Source organism: Niastella sp. sgz303648, assembly GCF_059587045.1.
Window position 1 is genome coordinate 762,488 of record NZ_JCAPSW010000002.1, and the last position, 25,741, is coordinate 788,228.

At 40.8% G+C, this 25,741-nt stretch carries 14 protein-coding genes; 12 read left to right on the plus strand and 2 right to left on the minus strand.

Annotated elements, in window-relative coordinates:
- Window positions 1-78: 78 nt before the first annotated feature.
- Window positions 79-2,469 (plus strand): T9SS type B sorting domain-containing protein, encoded by a 2,391-nt coding sequence (locus tag AC59IL_RS07670; protein WP_496551516.1) that lies wholly within the window; start codon window positions 79-81, stop codon window positions 2,467-2,469.
- Window positions 2,470-2,550: 81 nt separating this feature from the next.
- A complete protein-coding gene (locus AC59IL_RS07675; protein ID WP_496551517.1) occupies window positions 2,551-5,565 on the plus strand; it encodes a hypothetical protein in 3,015 nt (1,004 codons plus the stop codon).
- Window positions 5,566-5,586: 21 nt separating this feature from the next.
- Here AC59IL_RS07675 and AC59IL_RS07680 read toward each other — a convergent pair whose 3' ends face one another.
- Window positions 5,587-8,043 carry an ABC transporter permease gene (locus tag AC59IL_RS07680; RefSeq protein WP_496551518.1) on the minus strand — a complete coding sequence of 819 codons (2,457 nt, stop codon included), beginning with the start codon at window positions 8,041-8,043 and terminating at the stop codon, window positions 5,587-5,589.
- A 267-nt stretch (window positions 8,044-8,310) separates the two neighbouring features.
- Here AC59IL_RS07680 and AC59IL_RS07685 point away from each other — a divergent pair, with 267 nt between their 5' ends.
- From AC59IL_RS07685 to AC59IL_RS07715, 7 genes are all read left to right on the plus strand, one after another.
- On the plus strand, window positions 8,311-10,113 hold the full coding sequence (locus tag AC59IL_RS07685) for a S41 family peptidase (RefSeq protein WP_496551519.1): 1,803 nt from the start codon (window positions 8,311-8,313) through the stop codon (window positions 10,111-10,113).
- Window positions 10,114-10,471: 358 nt separating this feature from the next.
- On the plus strand, window positions 10,472-11,425 hold the full coding sequence (locus AC59IL_RS07690) for a hypothetical protein (RefSeq protein ID WP_496551520.1): 954 nt from the start codon (window positions 10,472-10,474) through the stop codon (window positions 11,423-11,425).
- A gap of 55 nt (window positions 11,426-11,480) precedes the next feature.
- Window positions 11,481-11,744: a hypothetical protein gene (locus tag AC59IL_RS07695; RefSeq protein ID WP_496551521.1), complete on the plus strand. Its 264-nt coding sequence runs from the start codon at window positions 11,481-11,483 to the stop codon at window positions 11,742-11,744.
- A gap of 225 nt (window positions 11,745-11,969) precedes the next feature.
- Window positions 11,970-12,647 carry an aquaporin Z gene (gene aqpZ, locus AC59IL_RS07700; protein WP_496551522.1) on the plus strand — a complete coding sequence of 226 codons (678 nt, stop codon included), beginning with the start codon at window positions 11,970-11,972 and terminating at the stop codon, window positions 12,645-12,647.
- Window positions 12,648-13,542: 895 nt separating this feature from the next.
- A complete protein-coding gene (locus AC59IL_RS07705) occupies window positions 13,543-14,400 on the plus strand; it encodes a hypothetical protein (RefSeq protein ID WP_496551523.1) in 858 nt (285 codons plus the stop codon).
- Between the two features lie 857 nt (window positions 14,401-15,257).
- Entirely contained in the window at window positions 15,258-16,232 is a 975-nt protein-coding gene (locus AC59IL_RS07710; protein ID WP_496551524.1) for a hypothetical protein, read from the plus strand.
- Between the two features lie 369 nt (window positions 16,233-16,601).
- Window positions 16,602-18,365, plus strand: a complete 1,764-nt coding sequence (locus tag AC59IL_RS07715) for an SIR2 family protein (RefSeq protein WP_496551525.1) — start codon at window positions 16,602-16,604, stop codon at window positions 18,363-18,365.
- Window positions 18,366-18,463: 98 nt separating this feature from the next.
- On the opposite strand, the gene AC59IL_RS07720 is transcribed toward AC59IL_RS07715, so the two are convergent.
- A complete protein-coding gene (locus AC59IL_RS07720; protein WP_496551526.1) occupies window positions 18,464-22,069 on the minus strand; it encodes a T9SS type B sorting domain-containing protein in 3,606 nt (1,201 codons plus the stop codon).
- Between the two features lie 258 nt (window positions 22,070-22,327).
- Here AC59IL_RS07720 and AC59IL_RS07725 point away from each other — a divergent pair, with 258 nt between their 5' ends.
- The 3 genes from AC59IL_RS07725 to AC59IL_RS07735 all read left to right on the plus strand — a co-directional run bounded on the left by AC59IL_RS07725 (window position 22,328) and on the right by AC59IL_RS07735 (window position 25,730).
- Complete coding sequence (locus tag AC59IL_RS07725; RefSeq protein WP_496551527.1) at window positions 22,328-22,879, plus strand: toxin-antitoxin system YwqK family antitoxin; 552 nt, start codon at window positions 22,328-22,330, stop codon at window positions 22,877-22,879.
- A 6-nt stretch (window positions 22,880-22,885) separates the two neighbouring features.
- Entirely contained in the window at window positions 22,886-23,254 is a 369-nt protein-coding gene (locus AC59IL_RS07730) for a hypothetical protein (RefSeq protein WP_496551528.1), read from the plus strand.
- 340 nt (window positions 23,255-23,594) lie between these two features.
- Window positions 23,595-25,730: a M43 family zinc metalloprotease gene (locus AC59IL_RS07735; RefSeq protein ID WP_496551529.1), complete on the plus strand. Its 2,136-nt coding sequence runs from the start codon at window positions 23,595-23,597 to the stop codon at window positions 25,728-25,730.
- Window positions 25,731-25,741: the final 11 nt, after the last annotated feature.

Below are 25,741 nucleotides of genomic sequence, written 5' to 3' on the forward strand. Positions count from 1 at the left end.
TTGATCTATAGGTAAAACTGGCGTTTAAATTGTTGAAGTGAATGATTCTATTAATTCGCTTATCCGTACCTATATCATATGAAAACGCTTATCCATACCTATACCATAACCGTTATATTCCTATTGATCACCAACCTGGCGAATGCACAGCTTTGCCAGGGCAGTCTGGGAGATCCTATCGTAAACATCACCTTTGGAAGCGGCGCTAACCCGGGCCAACCATTTGCTGCAGCTACTACTACCTACGTGTATACATCGGCTGATTGTCCTACAGATGGTTATTATGCTATCCGCAACAGCACCAATGCCTGTTTTGGCGCCTGGCATACGATCGCTTCCGACCACACCGGTGATCCCAATGGTTATTTTATGCTGGTCAACGCCTCTTACAATCCCAGCGCCTTTTACCTCGATACCGTGCATGGACTTTGCAGCAATACCACTTTTGAATTTGCCGCCTGGATAGCCAATGTGCTGATGGCTGGCCAGGGTTGTCAGCCCAGTATACAACCTGATCTTACTTTTACTATAGAAAAAACAGATGGTACGGTATTACAGACTTATAATACCGGTGGTATTCCTGAACAAAGCACCTTCACATGGCAACAGATGGGGTTTTATTTTACGACACCCCCGGGTATCCAGGATGTTGTATTACGTATCGTAAACAATGCTTCGGGAGGATGTGGTAACGACCTGGCGCTGGATGATATTACGTTTCGTCCCTGCGGTCCCACCATCATGGCGAGTATTGACGGATCACCGGCTACCAGCTTGTCTTTTTGCGCAGGGAGCTCAAATGCTGTAACGTTTACGGGCAATGTGATGTCGGGTCTGGCTAACCCGGTTATGCAATGGCAGCAGAATATCAATGGCGGCGGCTGGCAGGATATAACAGGTGCAACAGGCACTACTTTGTTGCAGAACTACGCTGCTACTCAAACACCTGGCACCTACCAGTACCGGTTGAGCGCGGTAGCCGCAGGCAACCTTACCATATGCCGAACTACTTCACAGGTATTGTCGGTAACGATTATGCCAACACTAACCGGCGCCGTCAGCAGTAATGCTCCTTTGTGTGCAGGCAGTACCCTGTTGTTATCAGTTACAGGTAGTGCACAATATCAGTGGACGGGCGTTAATGGGTTTATCGCTACGGGTACCTCCGTTTCCATTCCTAATGCCCAGGCCGCTCAATCGGGTAAATATTATGTGCAGGCAAGCGCTGCCGGCAGTTGCCCGTATTCAGATTCTATTGATGTGAGCATTAATCCGGCGCCGGTGGCAACCGTTAGTCCGGATGCCAGTATTTGCGAAAATGAAAGTGTGCAGTTAACCAGCAGCGGCGGTACCACGTATCAATGGCTGCCATCCACCGGCTTATCTGCAGATAATATTGCCAACCCGGTAGCCACGCCGGCCGATACAACCAGTTATATGGTAATTGTGTCTACCAGCGCTACCTGTAGAGATACCGCGTATGTCGTTGTTAATGTGGGTGCCAGATTAACAGGCACCGTAAGCAGTAATGCTCCCTTGTGTGCGGGCAATACCCTGCTGTTATCAGTTACAGGTAATGCTCAATATCAGTGGACGGGCGTTAATGGGTTTACCGCTACCGGCACCTCTGCTTCCATTCCCGATGCCCAGGCAGTTCAATCGGGTAAATATTATGTGCAGGCAAGCGCCGCTGGCGCCTGCCCGTATTCGGATTCTATTACAGTGAGCATCAGTCCGGCGCCGGTGGCAACCGTTAGTGCGGATACCAGCATTTGCAAAAATGAAAGTGTGCATTTAACCAGCAGCGGCGGTACCACGTATCAATGGCTGCCATCCACCGGCTTATCTGCAGATAATATTGCCAACCCGGTAGCTACGCCGGTCTACACAACCAGCTATATGGTAATTGTGTCCACAGACCCTACCTGTAGAGATACCGCTTATGTTGTGATTAATGTGGATTCCGGAGTAACCGTGAATGCCGGTCCCGACAAAAGCATTTTAAAAGGAGAAACTACGACTTTGAACGGTACAGTAAATGGCGCGAACATTACATACAATTGGACGCCCGCTTCCTATATAACGGATGTTACCTCGCTTACACCGCAGGTTAGTCCTCCAGCGGATATTGATTACATTTTATCGACCACCCCTCATGGCGCTTGCGGTATCGTGAGCGATACGGTGCATGTATTTGTTTTCCCCGGTATTTATATACCGAATGCATTTACGCCTAATGGAGATGGGCATAATGATACCTGGCATATTCCTGCCTTAAAGGCCATTCCGGTTTTTGAATTAAGCGTTTTTAACCGCTGGGGACAACTGATATATCATACTAAAAACAATGATATGGGCTGGAACGGACGGTTCAATGGCATCGATCAACCCTCCGGTGGATATGCATATATGCTTAACATTGGCAATGGCAAAAGGATACTGAAAGGTGTGGTGATGTTATTGAGATGAGGGGAAGCCTCTCTTTTTGAGAGGTTTTTGTTTTATGCTGATTTTGCCCCTTGCTACAATTTGAAAGAATTAATTCAGGATTTGAATATACCTTCAGGCATTGCTTATAGCATTTATGCCTTAATGATTACCATTGTTGTGATTGGTAAATTCAATTATTTTTGTTCAGGTATGTTTTTGAAATACACTTTTCTTGTATTTTGGTTCTGTCCGTTTGTACTTCAGGCACAAATCATCGAGTCGCTGGGCCAATCGCCCTGGAAGCTGAAGTGGCGGCAGATCCAGACACCTCATTTTCGTATTATCTATCCGGAAGAAATGGATTCGGTAGCACAGCGAACAGCCAATGCCATGATGAATGCATACGGCGATGTGGCCAAATCTTTAAACGTACTGCCCAGGAAAATACCCATAGTACTACAAAACCAGACAACAGATAACAATGCCTTTGTGACATCAGAAGGAAGGAGGGCCGAATTTTTTTCCACTCCTCCCCAAAACCCGCAAAATATGGGGATGAACAACTGGTTTGATGAGTTATCGCTGCATGAGTACCGGCATGTAGTGCAGATGGATCACACCATACAGGGCTGGGGAAAATACATTTTTTATTTATTTGGTAATTCCGGAACATCTGTTATGCAGGGGCTTACCAATCCCTGGTGGTTTTGGGAAGGCGATGCCGTGGGAATAGAATCCGTTTTAGGCTACGGCGGCAGAGGCCGCATTCCTGCATTTGATTTAACATTTCGTACACAGTTGCTTTCCCGGGGAGCTTTCTCTTACATCAAAGCCTCCTGCGGCTCAATGAAAAATGCTATTCCAAATCATTATTTGCTCGGATACCTGATGACCACTTACGTCAAAAACCATTATGGCGCCGATGTATGGGAAAAAATCCTCGACCACACTTACAGAACGCCACCCCTGCCTTTTTGTTTTTCGCGCAGCATGAAAAAAATCACCGGGCTTAACGCCAATCAAACCTATGCTGCCATGACAGAAGAACTGAAAGACCTGTGGGGGCAACAGGTAAGCAACGTTAAAGAAACACCGGTAACATATTTCCATCAGCCGCAGGAAAAAGTATTTTCCAATTATAAATTTCCGCAATACCTGTCAGACGGCAGCATTGTAACGCAAAAAGCAGGATTGGAAACCGGAAGCTTTCTTGCCTACAAGTCAAGCATCGTAGATCAGTCGGCTTTTGTATTGCTCACGAATGACGGCAAAGAAAAAAGGATCTGCATGTCGGGTGTGCTTGATGATAATGGCATAATGAGCTGTGCCGGTAACAAAGTAGTATGGACAGAATATTCTTACGATCCGCGGTGGGGCGCCCGCAACTATACCGTTATAAAAACGCTGGATGTAAAAACCAATAAACAAAAACAGCTCACTCACCGCAGCCGCCTGCATGCCCCTTGTTTTTCACCGGATGCAACATTAATTGCAGCCATTGAATACACTACTGCCTGCAAATATTTTCTTGTATTGATGGATGGGAATACCGGTGCACTGATCAGGAAATTTCCCAACCCCGAAAACCTGCAATTGCTTCAGCCACATTTTACCAGGGATGGCAAAAATATTCTGCTGATAAAAGCAGAAGCAGGATCAAAAAGTATTGTAAAAGTAAACCTCGAAACCGGAATTGTTTCAACAGTGCTGCCTTCTGTTCCGGAAAATATTTCCGCCCCGGCAGATTATAAGAATTACGTATTGTTCAATTCTCCGCGATCAGGCACCGATAACATTTATGCCATTGATACCATTACAGGTCAGCAATACCAGGTAACAAACAGAAAATACGGCGCTTTTAATGCCTGTGTTTCTCCTGATAATACAATGCTCTGCTTTCAGGATTTTATGCCCGACGGATTTCGTGTCGCTACCATGCCCATAGATGTAAGTACATGGGAAAAGATAGATACTACGGAGAATGCTGCGAACAAAGTAGAGTATTATAAAAGATTTGCGCAGCAGGAAGCAGGCAATATATTATCCCGCATTCCCGATTCGGTGTACCCTTCTGCACGGTATAATAAACTTAAACATGCCATTAATATTTACAGCTGGGGTGCCGAACCCCTGTCCAATCTGCCCCAGTTGTTGAACATCGGCGTTAAATCGCAGGATATGTTGAGCACAACGGTACTGGAAGCGGGGTTTAGTTATGACAATAATGAAAAACAGTGGGGAAAATATGCGAAGCTGAGTTATAATGGTCTTTATCCGGAGTTTTTTATTTCTTATACCGATGGAAAGCGAAAGGCCATTTTTTCAAAGGGAGAAGCCGGGGCCGGTTTGGCGTCTTCCGTTTATTACGATCTCATCGCATTCAGGAATTTTAATTTCGGGACAGCCTTGCCGCTCAATTTTTCAAGCGGTCCGTATATCCGGAATTTGATTCTGAAATCACAGGTTGTATACAACTCTTTTAACAAGCTGGTGCACCAGCCTGATGAAAATCAATATAAACGTGAATACTTTGGGAATTTTTTTTCTCTTCAACATGATATATCATTTGAATGGCGGCTGCGGCAAAGTATCCGGGATGTGGGGCCAAGGGTAGGCGTCGTCACCGCCTACAGTTTCCGGAACACACCCTTCCATAGCTTTCTCAACGCTTCGCAAACTGCGGTAAATATAAACGTGTATCTACCAGGCTTCTTCAAACATCATGCTGCAACGCTCAGGGCCTGCCTGCAGCGTGATGATAGCACTGATTATCATTTCGAAAACCGCTTTTTATTTGTGCGGAATGTGGGAGATCAGTTGTTCCATCATTTGCAGATCTATTCAATTGACTATAAACTACCACTGTGTTATCCTGATTTGTCTGTATTGAATGGCTTCCTCTATTTTCAGCGGCTGAAACTGGATGTGTTTTCCGAATGGGCGGTCGGAACATCTTTGTATAATGACCTGGTTGACGGGCATCTGCGCCGCTATACTAATGTAGGAATGGAATTAACGGCAGATGTAAATTTTATGCGTTTCCTGATTCCTTTCGAGGCCGGCATCCGCAGTACTTACCTGGCACAGGACCATTCGCTGCATCATCAGGCTATTATAAAGGTGCCCGTATTCTGAGTATGATTCAAGGTTATCTGATTACTCCGTTCTTAAACTATTAATGGGGTTAGCTAAAGAGGCCTTTAAAGCCTGAAAGCCTACGGTTAAAAGCGCAATCAAAATGGCAAGAACACCTGCCAACGCATATATCCACCAGGGAATACTGATTCGGTAAGCAAAGTCCTGCAGCCAGCTGTTCATGGCCACCCCTGTTATAGGGATAGCGATTACAAAAGCAAAAGCCACGAGTACCAGGAAATCTTTTGATAATGTAAGCACCAGGCTGTTGACCGAAGCTCCTAACACCTTACGCACACCAATCTCCTTTGTACGTTGAAGAACGTTATACGCAGATAATCCAAGCAATCCAAAACAGGCAATACCGATTGAAAGTATGGCAAAAAGCCCGAACACTTCTCCAAAGCGCTTGTTCTCGGCATATTGACGGTTGAAAAATTCATCAAGAAAAAAATAATCAAAAGGATCGGCCGGGAAATACCGGTCCCAGATTTTTTTGATAGAAGCGACCGTAGATACGGCATTTTTTCCCTGCATTTTAACAGAGTAATATTCGCGCGTTTTGCGGTTGGCGAAAACCACAAGGGGTTGAATGGATTTCTGCAGACCTTCATTATGGTAGTCGGCAATTACGCCCTTCACCTCCAGCGAATCCATATCATTCTGGCCACCGGAAATTAATTCCCCGATAGCAGCCTTCGGAGAAGAGAAGCCCAGGACCCGAATGGCCGATTCATTCAGGATGATTTTCTTCCGGTCGGCTCCCAAACCCCTGGAAAAAGGCTCACCAGCCACCATTTTTAATCCATAGCTCTCTATAAAATCATCGTCTACGCCTAAGTGAAATAAATTAATTGCCTGCTTACTTCCACTACGCAACCTATTCCAGTTTGTACTCCACAAAATCTCTTTACCCATTATTGCTGAAGATCCTGTAATACTTTTTATCCCGCTCACCTTAAGCATTTCTCCTTTGAATGCTCCGTAAACATCACGATATGCAGAATCTGTTAAGCTCCCCAATGCGCCTTTTATCACAAGCGTTTCATTAATGTTAACTCCGGGCTCCTGGCTTTGCATATAATGCACCTGCCGGTAAACGATCATCGTTCCTGCTATAAGGATTATGGAAATGGCAAACTGGCTTACGATGAGTCCTTTGCGTAGCCATTGGCCACCAGCGGCATTTTTGAAAAGACCTTTCAACACAGCTACAGGCTGGTAGCGGGAAAGAACCAATGCCGGATATATTCCCGAAAGAAAGGTGCCGGCAGCTAACAATACTAAAAAGTACGCCTGATAATTTAACGGTAGGGATATCAACGTGGGTAACGGCCTGCCGGTAAGACCGGCAAATAAAGGATTGACCGCAAGGGTAATAGCACAGGCAAACACCAGCGCAAGCACGTTCAGCATCAGGCTTTCCAGCATAAATTGCCAGATCAATTCCCTTTTAAGGGCGCCCAACACTTTTCTTAAACCTACTTCCCTGGCACGCTCAAGCGAACGGGCTGTAGCAAGATTAATATAGTTTATCCACGCAATGCCGATAATGAAAAAGGAAATTAGAAATAAAAAATTTACCGATTGCCCATCACCGTTGGCCTCAGCTTCTTCCGTATAATGTGAATATAAATGAATGCTTTTCAGTGGCATCAGGCTAAGTGAATAACGGTCGCCCTGATTCTTGTTTTCCGGTAGGTTGTTGTAGTGTCTGTCAATGAAGTCTGGTAGCTTTGCAGTTACCTGCTTTGGGTTTACTCCTTTACGCAACAGAATATACGTATAAAAGTCCGTCCAGCCAAAGCTCGTCTCCAGCACATCATTGGCCATACCATAAGTACCTATTACTTTACTGTAGGTGGGGTACGAAATAAGAATACTTAACTTAAGATGTGAGTTTGCCGGGTAATTTTTGAAGACCCCTGTTACCTGCAGCGAACGTGTATGACCGTTCGAATGAACGGTCAGCACTTTTCCCAATGGATTTTCATTTCCGAAATATTTCTTTTTTTCTTCTGCTGATATAATAACCTTATCCGGTTCTGATAAAACAGTTTTCGAATCTCCCTTCTCTAATGAAAGCTGAAGGATATTAACTATCGATTCATCGGCATAATAAACATCAGATTCCTTAAACCTTATATTACGAACATCATTGCCCAATAAAGGCTCAACTTTATATAAACGGCCGGCATCCTCAACTTCCGGGAATTCGCGTTTCATAGCAGGTGCAACCCCTGGCATTGCTGATGCGCACGGCACAACCAATTTTCCATTCTGATATTCTTCATCCTGCACTCTGAAAATACGATCTGCGTTTTTATTAAAGCTATCGTAGCTTCTTTCATAAGCAACATATTCAAATATTAGCAGGCAGCACGTAATGCCGGTGGCCAGTCCTGCAATATTCATCAAAGCATAGCTTTTACGTAGGGTAAGGTTCCGGAAAGCTATTTTTAAGAAACTTTGTAACATGTATCGTGATATTTAAGCATATTCAGATTTGTTGTAAAGCGCATACGCTTCTTCAGGGCATCCAGATATATGCCGTAATTATACGATACTAATAATCAGAAATTTATATTTTTTTATTGGAGGAATTTGTTCGATAATGATACACTGCCTGTTCTCTTCCGGTTCACCTTTTTGTATGTGCGCGGTAACTATATATTAGTATAAATACCAACGTTAGAATTTCAACTCATCCTGATATCTTTGTTATAATTATTCAACCAATTTAAAATGAGAAGGGGTATTACTATTTTTCTATTAGTCATTAATCACATTTGTTCTGCCCAAAATTTCGATAAAGCATTCAAAATCGATGCAAAAGCTTTACAATATTCGATAGCACAAAAACAGGAACATAATTTTAGAGCACAATTTACCAAAGACATATACTACAATATTTCAGTTGAGCAACAGGGAATTGATGTGGTAGTTTATGTAAAAGACAAAAACAACAAAATTATAGAAGAAAAAGACAGCCCTACCGGAAATAAAGGCACTGAAACAATTACATTTTCGCCTGATACTTCAGACCTATTCACTATTTCCGTAAAACCTTTGGAACAAAAAGCCAATCCCGAAAAAGGCGATTACACCATCTGCATTTCGACAATACCCAAAAAACTGACCAGGTATAATCTTGAACAACTTAATCAGGATTTTGAGATTATAAAAAAAGCATACTTCGAAACACGGATAGGGTTATGGTATAATAGCTATGCCCAATTTGACAGTATTTGCGAGGCACAAAAAAGCCAGCTAAAAGATAAAATGACTGCATTGGATTTTTACAAAATTATTGCCCCGGTTACAACATTTACCAAAGAAGGCCATTGCTTTGTGAGTATACCCGATGAAACGAATAACTATTTGAAACAATACGGAAGTTATTTACCTTTTTTTGTGCGAATTATTGATCAAAAAATATATATCCTAAATGATGTTGCAGGATATAATACCAGAGGACTCATGATTGCTAAAATAAATGGAATAGGTGCGGATAGCATTTTAACCCGGTTTATGCATATTGAACCATCTGATGGTTATAACCTTACAAGCAAGTATCATTGGATTGAAGACTCTTTTGCAAAATATTATTTACGATTCTTTGGCTCATCCAATTTCTTTTCTATTGAATGTATTAATCCCGTTACAAAAGAGAAAACAGTTAATAATATTCCGGCACTCACTTATAAAGGATACTCAAAATTATATCTGGCATTTATAAAAAAGCATCCTGGCTATAAATTCAATACTCCTGCTTTGTTTTCTTTAGATACTTTGAAAAAAGAAGCAATATTAACTATCAATAGTTTTGGAACAAGAAATTATGATGGAGGAAAAAAAGGTTTTCAAAAATATTTAGATTCAGTTTTTACATTACTGAAAGAAAAAAATATAAAAAACCTGGTAATTGACATTAGAAAAAACGAAGGTGGCACACAGGGGATGGAAGATATGTTGCTTTCTTACCTGATAACTGATAATTACCATAAATATAGGTATGTAGAAATTCCTTCCTTTACCTATTCCTTTCTGAAGTTTACCGATTATAAAGGTGAACAGGACACACTAAAAAGTGAACTTTCAGAAGAATTCTATCAAAGCTCCGATGGCCGGTATCTGAATAAAAAAGGGTTTTATGAAGGGCGTACCCCCAACTCAATTCATTTTGACGGTACCATTTATATTTTAATCAGTGGATTGACTTTTTCCGGCGGTTCGGAATTTGCTGCCTTAGCCAAAAATTATACCAATGCAATTTTTATAGGCGAAGAAACGGGTGGTGGGTATTATGGAAATACCAGCGGAAGTTACCTGAAATTCACGCTACCCAATACACAATTAAAAGGACGAGTACCCTTGTGCAAGTTTGTGGTGGAAACACAAAACAATTCAATACCTTTCGGACGAGGGTTACTTCCAGATTATGAAGTTCGGCCCACTATTCAGGACTTCCTGGCTGGAAAAGATGTTGAACTGGAGTTTGTTAGAAAATTGATTAAAGAAAAAAACAGTACTTCTGCTAACAACTAAGGCAACAGTACCGCACCTGCGCAAAGCCCTGAAATAGGGCTAAATATTGAAAAAAGTCAAATTCATGGTGCCGGCATCCGGCGTTTTAATATAGTCGGTAACTTTATTACATGGCCGAAGCTTTTGCACCATTCATTATTAACCGAACCATCGGTAAGCTTACCTTCTATGTTATGGAAGGCAGGAACTTTGTGCGTAAAAAAAGCTCGCTTACCCGAAGAAAAGTACTTTATGCTCCTCTTTTCAACATGGTCTGCAACATCCCCCGGGAAATTTGACTTGATTCTGCTTTCACAATTATTTATAAAGCCCTGCAATACTATAAACAGCGCCTTGCCGTTATTTTTAAAAATTTATAATGGGAAGATTTCTCATGCTATTATTGTTCCTTTTTCCAATTACCTTTTATGCCCAGAACATAGAAGCTATTAACAGTAATGAAGAAGCGCTGGTTTTTTTAAAAAAGGTAAATCATGGTTTTGAGGAAATGATGCCAGATGCTGAATTCAGGCATACACGGGATTCATTGTTTCCTGTTTTAAGGCGAGTGAATTATTACGAAAAGGCAGATTTTGATAACAATGGCTACACAGACCTGCTTTTTAATGGCTGTTTAGGGTGCAGCTATGGGAATGTATATGAGGAATCCCTGCCTTTGGTGGTACTTTCATTTGGTAATGATTCCTTCCGGATAAAGAATATCTATTGCAGAAAATTTAGGATTTATTTGGCCGCGAGGACGGTGCAAACAGGCGGGCGACCGATGATTGAAATAGCGTACGCGGGTCATGAAATAGAGTCGTATAACTCTCCGGTGCATCAAATCGAAAGAGTTGATACGTTGTTGTATGCCTTCGATGAATTTATTGAAAACACCCAACCTGCTCATCATACCATTGAAAATATTGGTTTTTCCTGTTTAAGTTTTGGTTATGCCATGGTTGACAGCTCTTCTTTTGAGTTGACACTTTCCCGGGATACCACCCGCCTAACCAGGCAGGTTTCAACTTGTAATCATGTAGTTATTAAAAAATATGTAGGCGGCACCGATACCGCTTGTTGGAACCGGCTGACTGGCCTGCTGAATCGCATGAATTTTCCCGGGTTGAAAGAATATTACGATTTACTTCATCAACCCCTTGGATTTCTGTCAATTACTTACGACAATGGCAAAGTCTGCCGCATAGAAGATTGTGGCCTACTTGGCACTTACGGATTGATGGCTATTTATGAAATATGTCACAAAACAGCGCTTACATTTGCAGGAAAATTAGTGAGTAATGAGTCTGGGATGTTAGACCGCCCCTGGTAAATACATAAGCACTTCAATTTGTAAAAAATGTTCATGGCATGTAGAAAAACCTGACTTGCCGGAAGATATCCTTCTGGAATTATGGGGGCTTATGGTTCAGGAATCAAAACTTTATGCTGTTAAAAAACTCAAAGATGAATTCGGAGTTGCCCACGGTAAAGCGAAGAGTGTGGTTGCTCACTTCAATGCAGAGTTTGGAAAATGCCGTGAATATAACTTACCTCTGTTAAAATGTTTTAAGTTGTTGCACTTAAAGCCTTTTAAGCCCGATAGGCATGAATTTGGGAATCTGAAGAAGGAATGCTATATTGTTATATAATCCCGCACACATTGAAATTTGTAAATGGCATTGTCTAAGCCATTTGTACCCCAACCAAAGTTTTGATTGATTCCCATCATTGTTCCGGATTAAGTTTTAGTATATTAATATAAGCCATATACTATCAAGCCTCATTTGTTATAGAAAGCAGTGGATAACCGGCATATAAAAAAAACGGGGTATCACCGAATAATCACAAGAGCAGGAAAACTAAAATCAAAAAAAATGAAAAAATATCTTGCAGAATTTATCGGGACTTTCTGGCTTGTTCTGGGCGGGTGCGGTAGTGCAATGCTGGCGGCGGGTTTTCCAAATGTTGGGATTGGTTTATTAGGTGTTTCTTTAGCATTTGGTTTGACCGTATTAACAATTGCCTATTCATTTGGACATATCTCCGGAGCTCACTTAAATCCAGCCGTTACTATTGGTTTATGGACGGGTGGCAGAATTAGTGCTAAAGAAATATTGCCATATATTATTTCACAAGTAGCCGGTGGAATAACGGCTGCGGCTGTTCTTTACCTGATTGTAACCGGTAATGAAAGTTCTATTGGCAACTTTGCTGCTAACGGATATGGAGAACATTCACCAGGTAAGTATAGTATGCCTGCAGCTATAATTACAGAATTTGTAATGACGTTTATGTTTTTACTCGTAATCTTAGGTGCAACTGATGAAAAGGCACCAAAAGGATTTGCTGGTATTGCAATTGGACTTGCCTTGACATTGATTCATTTAATAAGCATTCCTGTAACAAATACGTCCGTTAATCCGGCAAGAAGTATTAGCCAGGCATTGTTTGTGGGAGGCTGGGCGTTGTCTCAACTTTGGCTTTTTATTTTAATCCCTGTTGCTGGTGCAGCGCTGGCAGGAATAGTATATAAATATTTCAAGACAGAATAATCCCGGCTTTATATGTCAATAAAAGAAGCTAATATCACAATTAATGTAAAAGACCTGAATAAGTCAATTTCATTTTATGAGTCCATCGGTTTAACAATAAAAAATCGATGGGGGAACTATTACGCTCAACTGACAGCACCCGGTGTTATTATTGGATTACATCCACAGTTGAGGCAAATTTGACAAACAATTCAGGTAACGTTTCAATAGGTTTTACAGTGGATAATTTTGAAGAGTCAAGATCCTTATTACAAAGAATATCTATAAAAGCAACTGACAGACAAGAAGAAGGTGGGCAATTTTTACACTTTACCGACCCTGACGGAACTGCTCTATATTTTATAAAACCAAAGTGGTAATGTTTTGCTGACCCCAACAATTTTACAGAGACAATGGATACAACTCTGGCAAAAAAGGCTATGCAGGTAACAACTAAGCTTCGTCGGGCTTTAAGTCGTTGAACTTAAAGCCTTTTTTTGTGTGTGCCCGGCATGATCATCAACTTGAATGGCACACCCGGTACTTCTTATCGTGAATCAAGTCAAATTGTTGGAGGATGTTTAAAATACTGACCGCACTAAATAAATCTTATGAATTGTGTTTCATGTACGCCATTTTTGACTGACTCTACTTTTTAGAAAATGCGCTTTAAGTATTCTGTATCGTGGGCGCATCCATGGAGTTGGCGGCGTTCAACTACCGATGTGCCACGGACCTGCAACGGCGCATGTACGGTACATGTATAGTAGTTCCTGTAACAGCAACGCATTAAGTTTGTTCAGTGGCGGTCATATATTGGTTGCAAACTTTCTACCGCAATAGGGCTAAATATTGAAAAAAGTCAAAATCATGGTGCCGGCATCCGGCGTTTTAATATAGTCGGTAACTTTATTACATGGCCGAAGCTTTTGCACCATTCATTATTAACCGAACCATCGGTAAGCTTACCTTCTATGTTATGGAAGGCAGGAACTTCGTGCGTAAAAAAAGCTCGCTCACCCGAAGAAAAGTACTTTATGCTCCTCAATTTGAACGCACGCGGCATAATGCCCGTGTAATGGCAAAAGCTTCCCAAATCGGCTCCCGGGTATATAATGCATTGCCAGAATACTGGCGGCAGGGGTGGATGTACCGGTCATTCACCGGCGAAGCATATACCCTGCTTAAAAAAGGGAAGAAGGAAGAGGAGATTCAACAGCTATTGTATCAGCGATATGTAGAAGCGGTGATTAATAAACAACCTACGCAGGAAGCCATTGCCGCTTTGCCTGCTGCTGAGCCTAAACGCGCTTATCGAAAATTGAACAGCGCTTACTGGGAGGGTAAATCAATAAAGAGTGTTCGCCGCAAAGCCAACAGGCAGCGATTGCTATATAATGCCGGCCTGCTGGCCCGGGCATCAAAAATTGGTTCAAAATTACACGCACGGATCCCGTTTCAATACAAGTGTCGAAGCTACTTTCAGCAATTAACTGCTTTTGCTATGCAGTTATTAAGAGACGAATGGGACGAAGCGGATATTATAGCTGAACTGTTATCCACACTGCAGCAACGGGACGATTGCCGGCAACCAGCCATTAAAAAGAATACAGCCGGTCTTGTTATCCATCGCAATGGTCAATATCATTTCATTACTTCTCTGTACAAACGTTTTGATGGGGCGGTAGTCAGTGTGTTACCTATCCCCCGGGAATTTGACTTGATCCGTATATTATCCCATTTTTCTTATCAATTTAACTCTCACGACTGTTAACTATACTGTATTAATGATCTAAGAAGGTTTTTATTGTAGAGTTGTTTACATGCAAGAATTTGGGAGTTTGAAAAAGGATTTCTACATTGGTATCGGGTTTTATCCCTAATATTGATAATACGGCAACTCGCACCCGTTGAAATTTTATGATGGTCATTGTTTGAGCCATTATTACCCCAACCAATACATTTAATTGAATCCCTAGTTTTTCTGATTTAGGTTGTTACATGCTGATGTCAACAAAATGTTGTTTGACATTTACTGCGCTGTGACTAAGGTGGTATAGCTTTTTGCCAAAAAAGATATTTGTTTGAGAGAAACAGGTTTTCCGAGTGTTTTCAAGGACGGACCAAAATGCAAGAGGTTATTGAACAACGGGAATTGAACAATTTTAGAAGAGTGCTTCAAATACAAATTGACAGAAGCCCCTATGCTAAAGCAACCGTTGAAATTATTGATGAGTTTTAATATTGAAAGTAGTTATTAATTTCCAGGATGAGACATTAAAAGAAAAAGAGCCGTGAAGAATGGAGCTGGCTGCTAACAATATACTATAGTTGAAGCCGGATCGGTTTTTATCATACGTTAAAATAAATCTATTATGACAGCCCATGCTATTAAAATTAAGCTGACAATTGATGGTTTAATTAATCATACGCCCAATATGGTTGATTCACTCAATGTAATAAATACAACAACCCCAGTTGCAATGACTAACAGTTGGCGATGTTGCAAATGCAGACATGAAAATTATTATGACAAATGGGTATGTAATAATTGTAAACATGAAAGATGTAAAAGCTGTAAAGACCTTTTAGGCTAGAACAAATAAATAACCATAACCAAAACGACTTGCCATGGAATTTACTTTTGATAAAGCTATTGAGCTTTTAGAAATTGCTGACATTTCAAAACTTAAGACTGAAGACATTCCTCAACTTGAAAAAAAAGCAAAAAAAAGGTGGCACCCAGACAAAGTAACACATTTAAATGACCAATCAATTACTGAAGAATATACAGTTAACTTTCAGCAGGTTGAAGCAGCATGTCAAATGATTTACTCTTACTTGAAAGGAACATATCAAGCTGGTGATGCTTTTTCATTCACAGATAAAAAACAAACAGTTCGTGAAGAACCAGAAGAAATAATAAGAAAAAATGCACCTGAAATTCAATCAATACTTAAAAATTTATGGGCTTTTATTAAGGAGAAAAAGTATAAATGGACAGAAAACGAAGTTGTATTGAGTGATGGTTTTAAGTTAAAAGATTTATTGAATGAGGATTTTAAGGAAGATATTTCAATACTATCTATTGTCTCCCTATTCTATGGGGTGCTTCTTCTTGGTATTTTGACAGCAGTCGGTAGCGCAATTAGCCCTGTAATTGGTACAATAATTGGAATCATTTTTATACTCCATGTTTTAGCTTGTTGCCTTGGTTTTGCGCCACTATCACGATTCTGGTTGCCACCATTAATTAGCGATGTGATGATTAAATTTATAAACTTTGGCTTAGGTGTATATCGTTGGGCGGAAGAACAAGGTCAAACTTCTTCAAAAGGTTGGGTAATTCTTTTAATTAGGGTCCCGGTTTTATTTGCAAAAATAGTAAAATATGTCATCTTATTACCGCTTACTGAATTAGCAAAAGCATTCGTTGGTGACAAACTTGTTGGAGTTGTAAAACAAAAGGTGAACTATTACGCTGGCGCTGCCGATTGGTATATTGCTGAATTAATTACTAAGAATCCTAACGAAATGACAGAGGAAGAATTATTTCATTTATCCTATCTATACTCAGAATTAAGCGATGTAAAATCTAATTTTTAATGATTACTAACAGTTGTGTAACAAAAGAAAATTCCGACCTGCGAACAAAATGATTAACATTCAAAGGAAATGAACAATTGTAATAAATGCGCCGGTAATAAAACAATCCGTTGTGACAAATGTAACGGTACTGGTAAAATTAGAAACTCGTCCTATATGTTTGGTCTTTCTGAATTAACCAGTTTGGCTAATGATTGGGTAAAATGTTATAGATGTGGTGGCAATGGAAGAAAAAAATGCGATAAGTGTCGTGGTACTGGGAAATATGACGATGATTGATATAACTTTTTTTGATGGATACTGATGAAACGAGGAATGCCAGCACATTAGAACGTCATAAACGTTAACATCAAACTAATCCTTCATAATGTGACTATATCAAATATTGAAGAGTTTCCACCTAATGAAATTGGAGAAATAATTAAATCAGGACCTGTGTTATTTATAGGTTCTGCTATTTCTATGTTTGCTCCCACAAACTTGTTGTCAGGAATGAATTTCTGTGAAAGAATGTATTCTTATATTTTCAGTAATAATATATTTCAGAACAAATCTTATGCATGGTTAAAAAAAGAATTTTCAGATATTCCATTTGAAGCATTAATGGAATGCTTTCCTAATAAACACCGATTGCCAGCTATCATTAATTCTATATTTAAAACTGATCGTTTCAACTCAATTCATCAGAGCATATCGAAAAAGTTAATGGAGGGAGTATTGCGGGGAATAATAACACCAAATTATGATCTTACCTTTGATGCCGCATTGAAAGAACTTGGTCTAATAAAGCTAATCAGAGATGAAGACGACTATAATAATCTTAATCAGGAATTGATCGATGGGATATATTTTAAAATTCATGGAACGTCTGAAAGTAATTATGAAAACACGCTAATTTATACACTTAACCAGGAAGGAAGTTTAAAAGAATGGAAAGTAGAGTTGCTAAAGAATTTAATATCTGAAAAAGTTCTTATAATTATAGGGTATAGTGGTCGGGACTTTGATATTTGCCCTTTAATTACACAATTGAATAACTACAAGAAGATCATTTGGATTCATTATTCTGCCACTGGCAATGTAAAGGAGGAATTAACTGCGTATGCCGATTTCTTACTTAATTCAAAATCGGAGAATGAGTTATTGATAGGGGATTTTCAAAAGTTTATTGAACTATTTTTTAAAGAGAAAATTAAACTAACTCTTGAAAAGATTGATTTCAACCCGTCAATATATTTTCTGTTATCTGAAATTGAATTATACGAGTGGCAGCTAAATATTTTAAATAGGATTGCATGTGCAAGCATTGGTATCCCTTTACTAAAAGCAATAAATTCAAAACTTGATATCAAAAAATCAACTCATGCCTTATGTGAAATGTATGGCCATACAGGGGAATATTCAAAGGCCGCTAAAACCAGTTTATTACTTTCAACCCTTTATCCTAATAATACAAAAGAACATATTTTTGCATTAAACTCTGTTTCGAGATTTTGGCTTAATCACGGTAGTTATATTCGTTCATATAAATATTTAGTACTTGCAAAAAAAATAACTAATAAATATTGCCAATCCAATAGTGAAATCAACGCATCGCTAATTAATCAAGAGACGAGTTTTTGGATGAGAATGAATCAAATATGCAGACTAAAGTTATTTTTTATACTTCGTTACTTTATAAATAATAAAATAAGATTGATTAATATTCAGGCACAAGAGCTTGTTACTTCTGGTTCATGGGATGACCGTCAATCTATTCAACATAATTTAGAACGCTTGGGAATAGACAATGGATCATTATTGTCTTTGCCCTCTTACAAGGGATATAAGAATTTAGGACTTACAGGAATGTCCATTATTGCCTATAGAGATAAAATTCGTTATGGAAGATGGGATTCTAATGAAGTTCCCTTTGAAAAGCTTCAAGAATCTATTGATAAAGCGGAATCTTTAGGCATGTACACTGAACTTTGGAAACTTTGCCGAATAAAGATTAAATATTGTCATTTGGAGAAGAAAGAAAAAAAAGTATTATGGAGTAAATGGAAGACAAATTTAAAAATTACCGAATACCATATTGTAAGACACATCTTAACAAGGATTGACTTATACTGGAATTATTTATTAATGTAATTACTACCAACGGCCAAATATAGTACTTCGTCTGGAAGAAAGCTCCAAAGATGAGATCAAATGTTTCACGGAACCTTCTGGCAGCTTCAATCAACCCACTATGGTATCAGTATTACAGTCCCCTTAATGTACTGTACAGAACCGTCGAGATATTCCACTGCAGCGAAGTAAACATAAGTACCGGGATCAACCCGTTTCCCTTTCACAGTACCATCCCAGCCATATTTGCGGTCGTTAGCCGGTGAATTGCCCGACTCAAATAGCTTCTGTCCATAACGGTTAAATACCGACAGATTTACTTTCCGGATATCCTGACCACCTATCACGTAGAAATAATCATTCTTACCGTCTCCATTTGGCGAAAAGGCATTGGGCATGGCGATACCGGTCTTCACAAAGGTTTGGATGTGTACAGAAGCTGTATCATTGCAATAATAATTGTTAGTGGCAGTTACCAGATACGTCATCGAAGATGTTGCCGAAGCTACCGGTTCAGCGCAGTTGTTGCAGGAAAGTCCCAACGATGGTTCCCATACATACGCAGTGGCGGTACCGCCACTAACGGTTGGATGCAAGGTTACACTGGCCGGCCTCGCCAGCGTAATAATTTCGGGCGTGAAATTTATGTCAAAGGGGGTATATTTCAGGCTGCCCTGGTTATTGGTATAATCTGTTTCCTTAAACGTCTTTTGGTCATTCACCAGGGCTGCTATCTGGCTGGTACCGGGAGCGGTGAGTACATGTGTAAATTCACGGCATGCGCCAAATATGGAAGCTGGTGTATAATACCCGGGCGATAATAATACAGACTGTGCATCATCCGGATTTCCATTGTAAAAGGATACGGGTATCTGCCTGTAAACAGAATCATAACCATTTCCCATACACACACGGAACTTCACGATGATATGGGAATTGTCGTAACAATCTGCCGACAACAATTCTATTGTCATATCGGGAGGAAATATATGCAGGTACTCCTGTCCCTTTAATACGCATCCGTACTGGTTGGTGAGTTGCAGGCTCACCATGCCGCTATCGAGCATGGATGCTACCGGGCTGGGGCAGGTGGTACAACTGAGCGTATATGCACTACTGCTATTCCATAGCACAGACGTTGGTGTAAAACCAGTTACATCGTAATACAGATTGAACAGGGCCTTTCGGAACACGGTAGTATCTTTTGGAAAAACCAACAATACCGGAGGCGTATAATTGCGGTTAATGGTATTATTGTCATAGACAGATTCGTTTAAACCGCTTGCCACCGGATATACCTTGCGGTCTTTGTTAACCACTGCAAACACCTTACCTGTTGTGGTGCTCCGGATATATTGCTCATAATTACTGCAGGCGCCGGTAGAAGTCGCGGGTGTAAGATAGCTGTTACCCAGCTTCACTGCTGCCGGGTCATCCGGTAAACGGTCATAGAAATCAACCTGCAGAGAAGCAGGTATATTTCCTTGTGCATACCCATTGCACAGGGAGAAATCCACATGCAGACTGTCGCCCCCGGAACAATCCAGGCTGTTCAGCTTTACCGTGTAATCGTCCACTACTGGGATATGGATGGTAGCCGTTGCATCGCTGTAGCATGCATATTGCGTGTAGGCCCGCACTTTCACCGTAGTAATGGTATCCTGGCGGTACAATGCAGTGAACATAGTATTGATACAATCGGTACAATTGAGATAAGGCGAAATTTCCCAGGTAGCAGTAGTGATAGCGCCACCGCTCACAACAATGGGTTTTAGCTCCACCTGTTCGGCCGGCATCAACGTATATTCATTTGGGTTAAGTGATGCGCGGAACGCAAATCCCTGCTTAATACTCACGTTATTATTAAAAGTTACTTCCTGCAGTCCGGTATTCGGCAACGCCAATGGCAAAGTACTGCCGTTATCATTCATTACCGTCACCAGTGTATCCAAATAAGCACGACCGGTTGTTACTGTTGCCGTATATAGGTAAGAAGCGCATTTGCCGGGAAGATCATCCGGTAAAAGGAACGGATTTCCCAACAGCTTCCCTTTGCCGGTGCGGGGATCATCGTCATAAAAAGATACAGGGGTGTTTTTGGGAATGGTCACGTAGCCCCTGTTCTCAAACCAAAGCTGTACCCTTACTTTATCCTGTTGATAACACGTTACGCTTTCTACATGTATCACACCATCGGCAGTGGGATCATCCACCACAATGGTAACCGGGTTGGTGGTGTCTTCGCAACTACCATTGGTTGCATAAAGGCGAACTTTATATATGCCGGGAATTTTAAATGTGTAGTCCAGTTGTTCATCCGTGCTCACGACCTGTTCTGCCATGCCCTTGTCGTTGCTAAAGAGCCATTTCCAGGAAGTAGCATTGCGGGAGCGATTGGTAAAAACAACGTGGTCGGTCTCAATGCCATTTTTGGAAGCGATCTTGCGCTTGTCGGGATAAAATCTCGCTACTACGCCGCAGCTTACCTGTAGCGCGTCGGTAGTGGAAGCTTTACATCCGCTTGCAATATCGGTTACCCGTAATTCCAACCGGTAGGTTTTCTTTTGGGTTACTGTTAATGCAAGTGTTGCACCGGTGCCAGCTGGTGTACCATCTACCAGCCATTGGAAGGTTTGCCCGGCGCCTGCGGCAGCAGTAAATGTTACTACGTCGCCAACTACTGGATATTCTATGTCACGGGTAAAAGCTGCAGTAACAGCAGCGCCACAGGGATCATTGCAAACAGTGCTGTTAACCATTAGCGGCAATGCAGTAGAAATAAAGTTTTGCATCCTTTCAGCCTGCCCTGATGTAAAGCCCAGGATGCAGCCTGTTCCGGAACCATAATCCATGAAATTATCCGGCAGGTCCGGCACATCTGTGCTAAATCCTGAAAGGGTATCTGTGCTGCATGAGTTTTGCGGTGCGCTGCAGGCATAACCTCCGGTAATAGTTCGTTCGGGAGGTGTATCGCATACCATGTCGCCATCGGTAAGACAGTCATCGTTCTTACAGTCCCTGGCGGCAAAAGTATGTAGAAGGCTAAGATAATGCCCCATCTCATGCGCTACTAAATTCACTCCCAGTCCGGCTACAACCACATCGCCACCGGGACTGGCATATCCGGCCTCGCTAAGGCGGGTCCAGGTACCACAACTAAAATCCTGCATAAATTCAGATCGGATAGCAGACACCACCCATATATTGATGTAACGGCTTCGGTCCCACGCTCCCAGCGCAGTGACTTCGTCACCTTCCATATCAACGTCAAAATCAGAGAGATAGGAGTGGGTTCTTAGGATGCCCGTAGTGCGGCTGCCATCAGGGGCTGTTTTGGCCAAACAGAACCGGATCCTTGTATCGGTACGTCCGCCGGCAAAAGTACCTGAAGCACTATATGCGTCATTGAGCGCCTGTATTGCCTGTATAACGGCTGCATCTGTATAGGCGTTGGGATCTTCATTGATGATATGTACCACTACCGGCAGTGTAACAATAGCGGGCGGGGCGGCGGAAACATTTAAATAATGCTTTTGCAGAAGAACCTTATTCAGCATCCGCTCCTTCTCCCGGAAAGAGGGATTCTTTCTCATTTGTTCCAATAGTTTGTCTGCACCACAGGGGCGTACAGCTACCGGCATACCTTCCTGAGCACAGGTAATAAAAGGGTGTACGAAAAGCAGCACAGCTAACAGGATCAGGCCTTTTTGTTTGGGAATAGTCATATTCAATGGGTATGGTGGTTGTAACGCGTATACCTTTCTGCTAATATCATTCCAATTTTACACATATGGCATTTCTGAATGATATAATATTAACGTGAGTTGTATTTGCGCTACATAGTAAAAGCCGCGCATTTTTTGTTAAGTAGCATAAAAAGAATAACTTGATAAAGTTGTTTCCTGATTCAGGTAGCGTTTAATAACGGAAATACAAAAGTGTACATTATAAATACCATCCGCCCCTAAATTTTAAAGATAGCTATGCGACAGGTATATTTTTTCATCCTGCTTTTCCTGATTTCCTGCAATTCCAGAACTGAAATTGTAGACAAATTTGCTAATGGCAAACCAGCTAAGATAATTGAGCATTATGAGGACAGCACCTGCGAGAAATCTTATTATGAAAATGGTAATTTAAAAGAAATAAAGTGTTTCAAAAATGGGAAGCAATCTGGTGAACAAATTCATTATAGGGAAGATGGAAGCAAAGCTGCACTTCTGACTTTTAAAAATGGGATAAGAAATGGTAAAGCATTTGAATTTTATCCTTCCGGACAGATCGCATTTGAAGGCATATCAATTGATGGAAAATTTGAGGGGCTTAGTAAATGGTACTTTAAAAATGGGAAATTAAATTTCATTGGTAACCGGCACCTGGACAAAGATACAGGCTGGTGGTATCATTTTAATATGCAAGGGGATACTATAAGAAGGGAGTATACAAAATCGGTTACTGACACTACAGAATATTTTGATGGAAAAGGCAAAAAAATTACTGCTGACGAATGGGAGAAAATAACAAGAGAAGAATAGCACAAAATGAAAATAAACACTTTATTGATATTATTTATTTTTCTAACATCTTGCGGTCTAAAACACATTATCGACAAGGCTGGAAAAATAAACTCAGATATATCAACGACATTTAAACATGAAGATGTTCATACTTCAATTAGCTTTGGCACTGATGAAAAAGATAATTATGTAGTTGTCACTTTTTTTAAATATGATTTAGACAATAAATCATATAATGAACTTGAAAGACTAGCCTCTCAAGTGACAGAAAGGATAAAAAGTCAAAACCCGGACTTGAAAAATATAGATAATATTATAGTGAGATTCACTAAACAAGATAATGATATTAGTGATCCGGAAGCATTTATAGAATTTAAACAAAAGAAAAAATAAAAAACACTTCCCAACCAAAATTTCATTGAGTCCCTTCTTTATCTGATCTCCCTCAACCGCTTACCCCAATTTCTCTGCCACTCATTCAACAGCACACACCGCTCAATTTCTGCGGCAATTAGCCTGCAATAATCATTGTAAATTTATCAGGAAATGATAATGATGAAGGTTCATACAACACTATTCAAAGTTTTGGTGTCAACCCCGGGTAACATTTCATATTTAAAGTTTCACTGAAATGAAGGCGAGTATGTTTTTTTAAGATTTAAAACCTATTCTATTGACATATCTGAGTTTCTGTTTTCGGAAAATGATTATATATGTAAAAGTAATCAGCCGTTTGGCAATTGTAAGTATCTGTTTGTTGGGTATCAGAAACTACTCATTTGCACAGGAGAAGCCATTGGTTCGGCAATGCGGCACCATGCAGGTATTGGAACAAGCCTTTGAAAGCAAACCGTCACTGAAAGCAAAATTTCAAAAACAAACCGTCGATTTTCAGCAGTCTGTAAATAAACGAAAAACAACAGATCCCACTTTTCGTATTGAGCAAAACGTTATATATGTACCTGTTGTATTTCATATTGTGCTCACCAATCCGGCTGTAATTACCGATGCACAAATACAGGCTCAGCTCGATGTGTTAAATAAAGATTTTGCAGGTATGAACAGTGATTCGGCGAACCTACCGGCTGCTTTTAAACCTTTGTTTGGCAAAAGTTTAATTCAATTTAAAATGGCGCAAAGAACACCCGATAATGAGCCAACTAACGGTATTGTACGCGTCACTACTTCGCGCATTGTATATAGTACTTTTGATAAAAGTCTTAAATACAGCACCCTGGGTGGCGATGATGCTTGGAACCCTGACCGTTTTTTTAATGTATGGATTTGCAATTTATCAGCTGGCTATGTTTTAGGATACAGCACTTTGCCTGGCGCCAGCGTACCTGCCGAAGAGGGAGTAGTTATTCATTATAAAACCTTGCCCGCCGACTCCCTTACTACTTTCAACAGGGGGCGTACGCTCACTCACGAAACCGGTCATTATTTTTATCTGTATCATATCTGGGGCGATGAAAATGGTTGTACAGGAACCGATTTTGTAGATGATACTCCAAATCAAACAACACTCACCAGCGGTTGTCCGGGAGGAGCGCTGATAACGGATGGCTGTAGTCCTGCTGCTCCGGGTATTTTGTACGAAGATTATATGGATTATACGGATGATGCCTGTATGTGCTTGTTTACGAAAGGTCAGGTTACTCGCATGGAAACGGCTTTAAGCGATTACCGGGCGGGCTATTATACTTCCGATGGCGCCGATCCGGTGCCTTTATTTAGTTTGGATGCCGCTGTGAGAAAAATTAAAGCCCCGGCTCAACGGGTTTGTACTGAAACCATTTCACCTGTTATTACGCTGCGCAACCGGGGACTCCAAACAGTAGAGTCAGCGGATTTTTATGCCAGTATAGATAATGAACCTGCAATATTGACCCATTGGGCAGGCTCTCTGCTTAGCCTCGAAGAAACATCCGTTACATTGAATGCGCTTACTATAGCTAATGAAGGGAGCCATGTATTAAAGGTGATGGTTGCATCGCCTAACGGTAATACAGACCTGAATAACGCTAATGATACCAATACCTGCACGTTTCAATTTTATCAGTCAGCTGCTGCGCCTTTAACCGAAGGATTTGAAAACAATACTTTCCCTGCTGCCGGATGGGATATTGTTAACCCTGATAATACTACTACCTGGGAACGGGTAACCGGGGTGGCAAAAACCGGTAACGCCTGTGTGGTCATGCGCAATTTTGATTACCAGGTGAATGGTCAGCGTGATTATCTGCGCCTGCCCATTGAAAGTATTTCCAATGGTGATTCGGCTTTTCTCTCTTTTCAGGTAGCCGCCGGTGTAAAGACCAACCCTTCAACTGCCGGATATTTACGGGACACTTTGCAGGTATTGATAAGCACCGATTGTGGTATTACATATGCCAGCCTTTACAAGAAATGGGGCAGTTCGCTCATTACACGAAGCAGTTCTTCAACATCTTCATTTGTGCCTGCCCCTTCAGAATGGCGGAAAGATTCTGTTAATCTTTCTCCTTATATAAACGCTGGTCCCGTTTTGCTGGCTTTTATGAATACAACAGAAAATGAGAACAATATTTACCTCGATGACATTACTGTTTATAGTAAAAACGTAAATCCCAATCTCAGATCAAAAGGTTTTATGGTTACACCGAATCCTGCTACCGATGTCATTACCGTACAATTTTATCCATATCCGTCTACATTAAAAGTTATTGTTTTGTATAATAGTTCCGGACAAAAAGTAGGAGAGCAGGTCGCTAAAGGGAATGGAGCAGGCAGTTACACTTTTACCATGAGCCGTTTTGCCAGCGGCGTATATTTTGTACAGGCAATTTGTTCCGATAAAAAGTTTATTCAGAAGGTGATTAAGCGATAGGAAGATTACTT

Coding starts and splice junctions, on each gene's coding strand:
- AC59IL_RS07705 (WP_496551523.1), top strand. CDS start 13,543: ATGGCCGAAGCTTTTGCACCATTCATTATTAACCGAACCATCGGTAAG.
- AC59IL_RS07670 (WP_496551516.1), top strand. CDS start 79: ATGAAAACGCTTATCCATACCTATACCATAACCGTTATATTCCTATTG.
- AC59IL_RS07690 (WP_496551520.1), top strand. CDS start 10,472: ATGGGAAGATTTCTCATGCTATTATTGTTCCTTTTTCCAATTACCTTT.
- AC59IL_RS07685 (WP_496551519.1), top strand. CDS start 8,311: ATGAGAAGGGGTATTACTATTTTTCTATTAGTCATTAATCACATTTGT.
- aqpZ (WP_496551522.1), top strand. CDS start 11,970: ATGAAAAAATATCTTGCAGAATTTATCGGGACTTTCTGGCTTGTTCTG.
- AC59IL_RS07730 (WP_496551528.1), top strand. CDS start 22,886: ATGAAAATAAACACTTTATTGATATTATTTATTTTTCTAACATCTTGC.
- AC59IL_RS07720 (WP_496551526.1), bottom strand. CDS start 22,069: ATGACTATTCCCAAACAAAAAGGCCTGATCCTGTTAGCTGTGCTGCTT.
- AC59IL_RS07725 (WP_496551527.1), top strand. CDS start 22,328: ATGCGACAGGTATATTTTTTCATCCTGCTTTTCCTGATTTCCTGCAAT.
- AC59IL_RS07680 (WP_496551518.1), bottom strand. CDS start 8,043: ATGTTACAAAGTTTCTTAAAAATAGCTTTCCGGAACCTTACCCTACGT.
- AC59IL_RS07710 (WP_496551524.1), top strand. CDS start 15,258: ATGGAATTTACTTTTGATAAAGCTATTGAGCTTTTAGAAATTGCTGAC.